Source organism: Microcoleus sp. Pol10D4 (genome assembly GCF_036701555.1).
Taxonomy (GTDB): domain Bacteria; phylum Cyanobacteriota; class Cyanobacteriia; order Cyanobacteriales; family Microcoleaceae; genus Microcoleus.
This window is the reverse complement of record NZ_JAUBRA010000124.1, coordinates 1-8,514: the sequence shown is the minus strand read 5'-3', so window position 1 is coordinate 8,514 and position 8,514 is coordinate 1. Positions and strand designations below refer to the sequence as shown.

The window sequence follows — 8,514 nt, the reverse complement described above, 5'->3', positions numbered from 1 at the left end:
AGTCCCCTATTAGCCAACATCGCTCTTAACGGGATTGAAAGTATTCACAGATACCATAAGGATGGATTTAGAATAACGGACAAGACCCCAGCGTCAAAAGTTGTTGAAACATCAATCCGCTATGCGGATGATATGGTGATACTGCTCAGACCTCAAGACGATGCAGTCAAAATACTTGCCGACATTGATAGTTTTTTAGCAGCAAGAGGAATGATGGTAAGTGCTAAGAAGACCAAGATTACCGCCGCGACAGATGGCTTCGACTTTCTCGGCTGGCATTTCAAAGTGTTAAGCGACGGAAGATTTAAAAGCTACCCCTCTGTGGATAACTTTAAAAAGTTCCGTTTGAAGGTAAAGAACATCGTTAATTGCTCGAATTATGGTTCTCAGGTAAAAGCCGAAAAGCTAGCACCAATAGTTAGAGGATGGAGAAATTACCATAGGTTCTGTGATATGTCAGGGTCAAGGTTTTCACTTTGGTTCTTAAATCACAGAACACACACGGTATTTAACAAGGAAGCCAAAAATACCAGAGAATCAAGCGTTAAGCTTGTTAAGAAGGCATTCCCAGCAGTTCCTTACTCCGAAAACAAACACATCAACGTCAAAGGGGACAAATCGCCCTACGACGGAGATTTAACCTACTGGAGCGAACGCAATAGTAAGTTATACGATGATTTGACCTCTAAAGCCCTCAAAAAGCAAAACCATTCATGCGGTCATTGTGCGATGAAATTTATGAGCGACGAACGAGTAAATCTGCATCACATCGACGAGAATCATGATAACTGGAAACCTAAAAATCTTCTAGCAATCCACGAATCCTGTCATGACTACTTACACATGAGCAAAAGGGTCACTCCCTAAGAATATCGGGAGCTGGATGCACGGAAACGGGCACGTCCAGTTCTAACTGAGAGGTGCTGGGGATAATACCCCACATCGACTCAAACTGATGGCTAATCATAAACTGGCTGCCTCGATTGCTGATATGGGTTTCTTTGAATTCCGACGCCAATTGACCTACAAGTGCAAGTTGTATGGCTCAAAACTTGTAGTAGTTGACCGATGGTTTCCATCCAGTAAAACTTGCTCTAATTGCTCCACCAAAAAAGAAACTCTCGGACTTTCTGAGCGAGTGTTTGAATGCGGTCATTGCGGTTTTGTTATGGACCGTGATTTAAATGCAGCGATTAATTTGTCAAAAACCGTCAGTTAGACGGGGCTAGCCTGTGGACTGGTTAGTGCCGACACCGCCAGAATGAAGCAGGAAGTAAGTTTCACAATACTCAGGAGTAGATTTGTCTAGTTATGAGTAGTTGTGAGTAGGTCTTATGTAACGGTAGTTCAGATAAAATCAATCAAGATGCTTAGTCAGAAATTCTGACAAAGCTGCTGGATAACAGTGATATATCTTCAACACAAATGAATACGCTCTCCTCATTGATGCGGCAGATTGAGCAGCTAGGGGCTGCGCGCTCACTGCGCCAACACATTGCTAAAGTGCAAAATGGCAGCAACAAAGCAGATACCGAGCGCGCTAGCGGGCCTCTCCTGAGCCGTTTGTCGCGCCAGAAATGGCTTCTTCCCGAGACTTTTACTACTAAATTTACAAGTAAAACCTCCAAATCAAGCCTCAAAAATCAAGCTCGTTCCCCTATGTTGGCGCTGGTAGCGGTAGTTTCCCTAAGCAGCACTCTGGGCCACCGCTTCTACAACCAGCCGAAACTGGATGTGGGGACGAAAGCTCCTCAGACGATTAAGGCTCCTGCTACTGCTAGCGTCCCGGATTACAAAACTACTGAAGAACAGCGGAAAGCAGCGCGGATCGGGGCTGTAGCGATATTAATGCTAGATGCTGCGGTCAATCGACAAATTTATCAAGAATTGCAACAATTTTTGCAGCATGGGAGCGATCTACGGGAGGCGGTAGGCCTGTTTCCGTTTGCGAAGTCCTCGGCGCTCTCACTTGCTGTTCAGGTTTACTTGCGGAGCTGTCCTGAGTGGGAGTGGCGCTGGATTTTGGCGCAAGCGGGGGATAAAAGTGCAACTTCCGAGCGATTGAGTTTGGATTCCCCCGCAATTGCTGCGGCAACAGATAACAAGTCTCAGCAAGATGCTATCGCTCAACTGCAAGCTTACAGCCGATCGGTCCGGGCAGCAGACTTTCAAAGCCTGACAGACAGTATTTCCTCTGCTCGCCAGCGCTATCTCAATGCTGTGGAGGCGCTGGGAAAACCGTCGGTTTTGGGGCTGCCCCAGATTTACGATACTTCGCTGTTTGATTGGTCGGATGCAGCTTGGCAGAAAACCCAAACCGGTATGAGTCGGGCGGCAAAAAGGATGGTGGCTCAAGGTATCCCGCAGGGGTTGCCCAAAGAGATTTTGAAAGAAGCCGTGAACCTGCAAGTGGCTGATGAAGTGCCGTTAGAGTCCCAAGGTTTGGCCGTGGAGGGTTTAACAGCGATTTTGCAGCCAAATCTGGTGAGAGATCGCGAGGAAACCAAACAGCTAGCTGAATTAGCGGCGCAAAAGGTGAAACCGGTGATGATCGCAGTAGATCAGAGCGAGATAATTGTTGCACAAGGACAAGAGATCTCGCAGCAAGATTTCGTGTTGCTGGACTATTTTGGTTTAAGCCGGCGGGGGGTGAATTGGCTGGGGCTGACGGGTTTTGTTTGTTTGGTCGCGGGGGCAATTGCGATCGTACTGCTGGTGGAAAGGCACTACCGCTTGCGCCGCAGAGATCATTTGCTATTGCTGCTGCTGACTTTGAGCGCGCCGGTGCTAGTGAGTTTGGGGCTGCCTTGGACCAGTTTGCCGGCGATCGGGATTTTAGCGGGTGGCTTCTACGGTTCGGCAGTGGGAGTGACTGTGGTGGGGCTGCTGTCGGCGCTGCTGCCCGTGGGCTTAAATGTGGACTTGATTCATTTGGTGGCTAGCGGGGCGGGCGGATTGCTGGGCGCTTTTATGGCCGGGCGGCTGCGATCGCGCGAGGAATTGGCTCTTTTGGGCGTGGCTGTCGGCTTGACTCAGGGCACGGTTTATCTGGTGGGGACTTTGATTGCCAGCGCGGCTGTCGGTGCGATTTGGTACGTCGTGCTCGGTACCGTGGGCGCGCAAAGTTTGGCCGGTTTGGCTTGGAGCGTTGTGGCGCTCGGCATCAGCCCTTATTTGGAACACGTTTTTGACTTGATTACGCCGATCCGGCTGGCGGAACTTGCCAATCCCAACCGCCCGCTGTTGAAGAGGCTGGCTGCCGAGGCTCCGGGGACTTTTCAGCACACGCTGTTTGTGGCGAGTTTGGCGGAGGCTGCGGCCCGGGAACTCGGCTGCAATGTTGAGCTGGTCAGAACTGGGACATTATACCACGATATTGGAAAAATGCACGACCCGCTCGGGTTTTGTGAAAATCAAATGGGCGGGGCAAACAAACATGATGAAATTAATGACCCTTGGGCGAGCGCGGAGATTATTAAAAAGCACGTTACCGAGGGCTTGGTGATGGCGCGAAAGCATCGATTGCCGAAGGCAATTCAGGCGTTTATTCCCGAGCACCAAGGTACAATGTTAATTGCTTACTTCTACCACCAAGCGCAGCAAATTGCTGCAAAAGAAATAGAAGATTTAAAGATGGTTTTGTCAGATGCGGATAATTCAAAATTAACAATCGCAAGTCGCCAAGTGAGGGAGGAGGATTTTCGCTACGATGGGCCGATTCCGCAATCGCGGGAAACCGGGATTTTGATGCTGGCGGATTCTTGCGAGGCTGCTTTGCGATCGCTCAAGGATGCTACTCATGAAGAGGCTTTGAGTATGGTTAATAAGATTTTGAGGGCTCGCTGGCAGGATAATCAGTTGATTGATTCGGATTTAACGCGGGAGGATATGTCTCTAATTGCGGAGATTTTTGTGCGAGTTTGGGAACAGTTCAATCACAAGCGGATTGCTTACCCTAGTGCAGTTTTCACTCCCAGGTAGGCGGAAATTTTTAGTTATAAAAAATCAGTTCGCATTTCAGTTGTGAATGAGATTTCATTGCGCTTTTCCCGCAAAGTGCCATGCACTTCAGGATTGTCGCTGACAATTAACACAGGTTGTTTGATTCCTCAAAATTCCGAAGAGTCGATATCTCTTTCGCCAGCTAGGTGCGATCGCAATTTTTGCCAGTCTGGGGCATCGATCGCATTTGCAAAAGCGATGATAATATCTACAACCCCAGCGCAGTCAACAATCCAGCGGATTTCTGGCCGTTCCTACATCACAAATAAATTTTGTGAGTTGTGAGTTCAAAAGATTTTAATTTTTAACCGCAGATGAACGCGGATAAATGCCGATTGTTTATCTTGATTCTATCCCTTGACTCCAGCAGCAGTTTCTGTTGGCACAATGTATTTTTGCAAGACCAAAAAGAGTCCTAAAACTGGAACAATAGAAATAATAGAACCCGCCGCCACCAAACGCCAATCCAAAGAAAATGTCCCGGCTAAATTGGCTACCCCTAAAGGTAAAGTGTAATATTCCGGCCTGTCTAAAACTAGCAGTGGCCACAGAAAGTCGCTCCAAGAACCGATAAATACAAAAATTCCTAAAGTAACTAAAGCAGGCTTAATTGCCGGAATCATGACGTGCCACCAAATGCCTAATTCGCTGCAGCCGTCGATGCGGGCGGCTTCTTCTAGTTCTTTGGGAACTGCTAGAAATGCTTGTCGTAATAAAAATATGCCGAAGGCTGAGGCTAGCCCAGGAAAGATTACGCCTAAATAACTATTTTTTAGTCCGAGTTGTACTGTCAATATATATAGGGGAATCATGACTATTTGGAAAGGAATCATGATTGTGGAAATGATTGTGATTAAAATGGCTTCGCGGCCGCGAAATTTGAGTCTGGCTAAGGGGTAAGCGGCGAGGGCGCAAAAGAAGACGTTGATGCTAACTGTGAGGCCAGCAATTAGGGTGCTGTTGAACAGGTAGCGGCCGAAGGGGTTGGTTTGCCAAACTTTGATGAAGTTTTCGAGGGTTGGCTGTTGCGGCCACAGTTGCGGGGGAAATTGAAAGATGTTTTCGTTGGGGGATTTGAGGGACGTACTGAGCAGCCACAGCAAGGGAAACAGCATTAAAAGTGCGATCGCGCTCATGAGGCTGTACGTCCACAGGGTGCTCCACGGCGAGGGAGTGTTGTTTGGGGAATTTGGTTTTTTAGTTTTGAGATTGTTCATGGTTGGGATATGATAATAAGTCCTTGCTTCGTGAGAAGCCTTGTTGTCCATAAGGGGATTATTGCCATGAAACCGTTTATTTACGAAACTATGTACATTCTGCGCCCTGATTTGGGCGAAGAAATGACAGACCAGGCGATCGCTAAATATCAAACTATTTTGCGCGATCAAGGTGCTGAAAACATCGAAACTCAGCACCGCGGCAAGCGCCGTTTGGCTTACGAAATCGGCAAGCACCGGGACGGAGTATACGTTCAAATGAACTATACAGCTCCGGGCGCTGCAATTTTTACCCTAGAGCGCGCGATGCGTCTGAGCGAAGAAGTGATTCGCTATTTGACGATCAAGCAAGATGTGCCAGATGCACCGGAAGCTGAAGCGGAAGCTGAAGTCGCCGAGTAGCATTCGTGTCAACTTAACGTTTTATGTAGTAGCAGTCTACTGTTTAACGATTAGGGCCGCTTATTCTCCGGCACGCCTTTCTTAAGGGCTACGCTGTATACACAACTTGAAAAACTAACGTCAGAGCCTTTCGCTCCCCCTGGCATCCTCCTGAAAAAGAGGCTAGGGGGATATCTGGGATTGTGGGTACAGGATAGTTTCTGAAGGGCGGGACTTGATGTTAATTGAAATTATAGGTGAATGGGCGATTGTTTTTCTAGGGGAGGACGATCGCTCTTTTTTTTGGCGAGGCTGCTGGGGCTTAATCTATTTTTATCAACAAAGAAAGCTCGCTTTTTGAGGATGGCGAGGGCGATTCACTTAGCCCAAATCTATTATCTAGTTGACTACAAAAAACTTGACTATGCTTGAGCATAACTGCTTAATCATTGTAAATCTAATTGTGATTAGCTACTTATTAAATTTACTGTTAACTAAGGCAACTTCGACTCTCTTGAGAGGCAAAATTCTGCATCTATAACTCTGAACCCAACTATAAAGTTATTTTTGCCCTTGGCAATTACGTAGCCGCCAAAATGTGGCTCTTAGAAGACGAATATTGTCAAATTTTGCCAACTGCTGCTTGGGGTTGGGCCTGAATCCACGAGCCAAAGCCCGATCGCACTTCCTGCAACCTCGATCGAGATTCTCGCCCCATAGCCCAATTGTAAAGTTTTGTGACAATTTTGATTTGGTAGCTTTAGATACAGAATTGTCTGTTATAGTGATAGAAGAGAAGAAAAAACAAGCCCAACATTAATTTAAAGAATACGGAGGAACCGCATATGTCTACCGAAAATCAAGCTCGCTCTCTGATGATGCGCCACCACCAACTGGTGAAGAACCGCCAGCAATCCATGCTCAACCGCACCGCCACCGAAGTCGGGATGGAAGATACGCACTACTGGGGTCACATTCAAGGCAAACCGCAGCCCAGCTTTCAAGCCAGTTACGATCGCAGCAACGCCACTATGAGCTAGGGCAAGCTCAATTTCGACAATTGTCTACGAAGTTATTACCTAGAATTTGGAGAAATCAGTTATGTCAACTCAAGAACAAGCCCGCAACCTGATGATGCGCCATCAACACGTCGTCAAAAACCGTCAGGAATCCATGCTGAGCCGTGTGGCTGCTGAAGTTGGTTTAGATGCTGGTTCTCCAGCGAATATCGATCGCAAATAACTCCTTTTTTCAACGGCGAGATAGTTGAATAGAGTTTGTTGTTTGCCACCTAAAAATTAATAATGTCAATTACAAAACCGTCGCGACTTCTTCTTGAGTTCTAACTCTAGATTGGAAGCCGCGATTAGTTTTATGGGGAATTGGGAATTGGGAATTGGGAATTGGGAATGGGAAATTGGGTTCAAAACAATCTAAAATCTAAAATCTAAAATCGTTTGACTGAGCGCTCACGCCGAAGTCTAAAATCTAAAATCTAAAATCTAAAATCTAAAATGGTATAATCCCCTTTCAGCAGATTGAAGGCTACTAGGGAGGTCATGATGTCGGACTGGAAAGAAATTGACGGCGGAGTTACAGCACCCAGAGGGTATCGAGCATCGGGAATTACAGCGGGTTTGAAGCCTTCAGGCTTGCCGGATTTAAGTTTAATTTTGTCAGAGGTGGACGCGATCGCCGCCGGAGTCTTCACAACATCAACAGTCCGGGCCGCTTGTGTGGACTACTGCCGCCAGCGTTTGCAAGCTAAACCCAGCGCGAAAGCAATTTTGTGCAATGCGGGACAAGCTAATGCTGCTACTGGCGAACAAGGTTTGGCAGATGCCCTCGAAAGTGCCAAATTGTTGGGAGAAGCGCTGAATATTCCTCCAGAATCTATTCTTTTGGCCTCCACTGGCGTCATCGGACAGCGGATAAAAATGGAACCGCTGAGGGCGGGAATTCCCCGATTAGTTGCTGAGGCATCGGAAACTGGTTCCGATGCGGCGGCTAAAGCTATTTGTACGACTGATTTAGTGCCGAAAACGATCGCCCTGGAAACCATGTTTGGCGATCGGCCCGTCCGCATCGGTGGCATTTGCAAAGGTTCGGGAATGATTCACCCGAATATGGCAACAATGCTGGCATTTGTAACTTGCGATGCAGCAGTGTCGTCGCATTTGTGGCAAGAAATGGTGAGTCGGGCGGCTAACAGAAGTTTCAATCAAATTACTGTTGACGGCGATACCAGTACCAACGATTCGCTAATTGCTTTGGCGAATGGTCAATCCCGCACACCGGCAATTACGGAAATGGGGGCAGATGCGGAAAAATTAGAGGCGATGCTGACAGAAGTTTGCGTGCATTTAGCAAAGGCGATCGCCCGTGACGGCGAAGGTGCAACTTGTTTGGTGGAAGTGCAAGTTAGTGGTGCGCTGGATGAAGTTTCTGCGAGTAAAATTGCCAAAACAATTGTCGGTTCTTCTTTGGTGAAAGCTGCTATTTTCGGACGCGATCCGAATTGGGGCAGAATTGCGGCGGCGGCTGGGCGCGCTGGTGTCGCTTTCGATCAAGAGAATTTGCGGATTCAATTGGGGGATTTTTTGATGATGGAAAATGGACAACCTAAAGAGTTCGATCGCGCTGCTGCAAGTAATTATATGAAAGCGGCTGCGGAGGGAGAATATTTGAAGGCTGATACGGTTTTAATTCAGATTAGTGTCGGGAATGGCAGCGGTTTTGCTAAAGCTTGGGGATGCGATTTGAGTTACGACTACGTGAAGATTAATGCGGAGTATACGACTTAAAAAAGTTCACGACGTTACAAGTCCGGGTGGTTAGAAAGAGACTGTTGGCGAATTAAAAAAGGGTGAAACCAAACATCCCATAATCATGGAAAAAAAACTACAATGAGGCA

At 47.3% G+C, this 8,514-nt stretch carries 9 protein-coding genes; 8 read left to right on the top strand and 1 reads right to left on the bottom strand.

The annotated features are described in order from the left end of the window. The 4 genes from QUA36_RS30205 to QUA36_RS30190 all read left to right on the top strand — a co-directional run. The coding region (locus QUA36_RS30205; RefSeq protein ID WP_333460038.1) for a reverse transcriptase domain-containing protein at positions 1–867 on the top strand (867 nt) is incomplete at its 5' end. Between the two features lie 88 nt (positions 868–955). Continuing rightward, the gene (locus QUA36_RS30200) at positions 956–1,219 is read left to right on the top strand and encodes a transposase (RefSeq protein ID WP_333452250.1); all 264 of its coding nucleotides are present in this window, start codon (positions 956–958) and stop codon (positions 1,217–1,219) included. 227 nt (positions 1,220–1,446) lie between these two features. Then, positions 1,447–3,981 carry an HD family phosphohydrolase gene (locus QUA36_RS30195; RefSeq protein WP_445251249.1) on the top strand — a complete coding sequence of 845 codons (2,535 nt, stop codon included), beginning with the start codon at positions 1,447–1,449 and terminating at the stop codon, positions 3,979–3,981. Positions 3,982–4,023: 42 nt separating this feature from the next. Then, positions 4,024–4,287 (top strand): hypothetical protein, encoded by a 264-nt coding sequence (locus tag QUA36_RS30190; RefSeq protein ID WP_333460037.1) that lies wholly within the window; start codon positions 4,024–4,026, stop codon positions 4,285–4,287. Positions 4,288–4,352: 65 nt separating this feature from the next. Here the strand turns inward: QUA36_RS30190 and QUA36_RS30185 are convergent, their stop codons facing one another. Then, positions 4,353–5,219: a carbohydrate ABC transporter permease gene (locus QUA36_RS30185; protein WP_333460036.1), complete on the bottom strand. Its 867-nt coding sequence runs from the start codon at positions 5,217–5,219 to the stop codon at positions 4,353–4,355. Positions 5,220–5,285: 66 nt separating this feature from the next. On the opposite strand from QUA36_RS30185, the gene rpsF reads away from it, so the two are divergent. From rpsF to argJ, 4 genes are all read left to right on the top strand, one after another. Further along, positions 5,286–5,621 carry a 30S ribosomal protein S6 gene (gene rpsF, locus QUA36_RS30180; protein WP_015176119.1) on the top strand — a complete coding sequence of 112 codons (336 nt, stop codon included), beginning with the start codon at positions 5,286–5,288 and terminating at the stop codon, positions 5,619–5,621. 824 nt (positions 5,622–6,445) lie between these two features. Then, the gene (locus tag QUA36_RS30175; protein ID WP_006631905.1) at positions 6,446–6,640 is read left to right on the top strand and encodes a hypothetical protein; all 195 of its coding nucleotides are present in this window, start codon (positions 6,446–6,448) and stop codon (positions 6,638–6,640) included. A gap of 61 nt (positions 6,641–6,701) precedes the next feature. Continuing rightward, positions 6,702–6,842 carry a hypothetical protein gene (locus QUA36_RS30170; RefSeq protein ID WP_333035219.1) on the top strand — a complete coding sequence of 47 codons (141 nt, stop codon included), beginning with the start codon at positions 6,702–6,704 and terminating at the stop codon, positions 6,840–6,842. Between the two features lie 320 nt (positions 6,843–7,162). Further along, a complete protein-coding gene (gene argJ, locus QUA36_RS30165) occupies positions 7,163–8,404 on the top strand; it encodes a bifunctional ornithine acetyltransferase/N-acetylglutamate synthase (protein WP_333166698.1) in 1,242 nt (413 codons plus the stop codon). The last annotated feature ends 110 nt before the right edge of the window (positions 8,405–8,514 follow it).

Excerpts from the sequence above, each read along its gene's own strand:
- QUA36_RS30200 (WP_333452250.1), top strand. The coding sequence starts at position 956 with ATGGCTAATCATAAACTGGCTGCCTCGATTGCTGATATGGGTTTCTTT.
- QUA36_RS30195 (WP_445251249.1), top strand. The coding sequence starts at position 1,447 with ATGCGGCAGATTGAGCAGCTAGGGGCTGCGCGCTCACTGCGCCAACAC.
- QUA36_RS30185 (WP_333460036.1), bottom strand. The coding sequence starts at position 5,219 with ATGAACAATCTCAAAACTAAAAAACCAAATTCCCCAAACAACACTCCC.
- rpsF (WP_015176119.1), top strand. The coding sequence starts at position 5,286 with ATGAAACCGTTTATTTACGAAACTATGTACATTCTGCGCCCTGATTTG.
- QUA36_RS30175 (WP_006631905.1), top strand. The coding sequence starts at position 6,446 with ATGTCTACCGAAAATCAAGCTCGCTCTCTGATGATGCGCCACCACCAA.
- QUA36_RS30170 (WP_333035219.1), top strand. The coding sequence starts at position 6,702 with ATGTCAACTCAAGAACAAGCCCGCAACCTGATGATGCGCCATCAACAC.
- argJ (WP_333166698.1), top strand. The coding sequence starts at position 7,163 with ATGTCGGACTGGAAAGAAATTGACGGCGGAGTTACAGCACCCAGAGGG.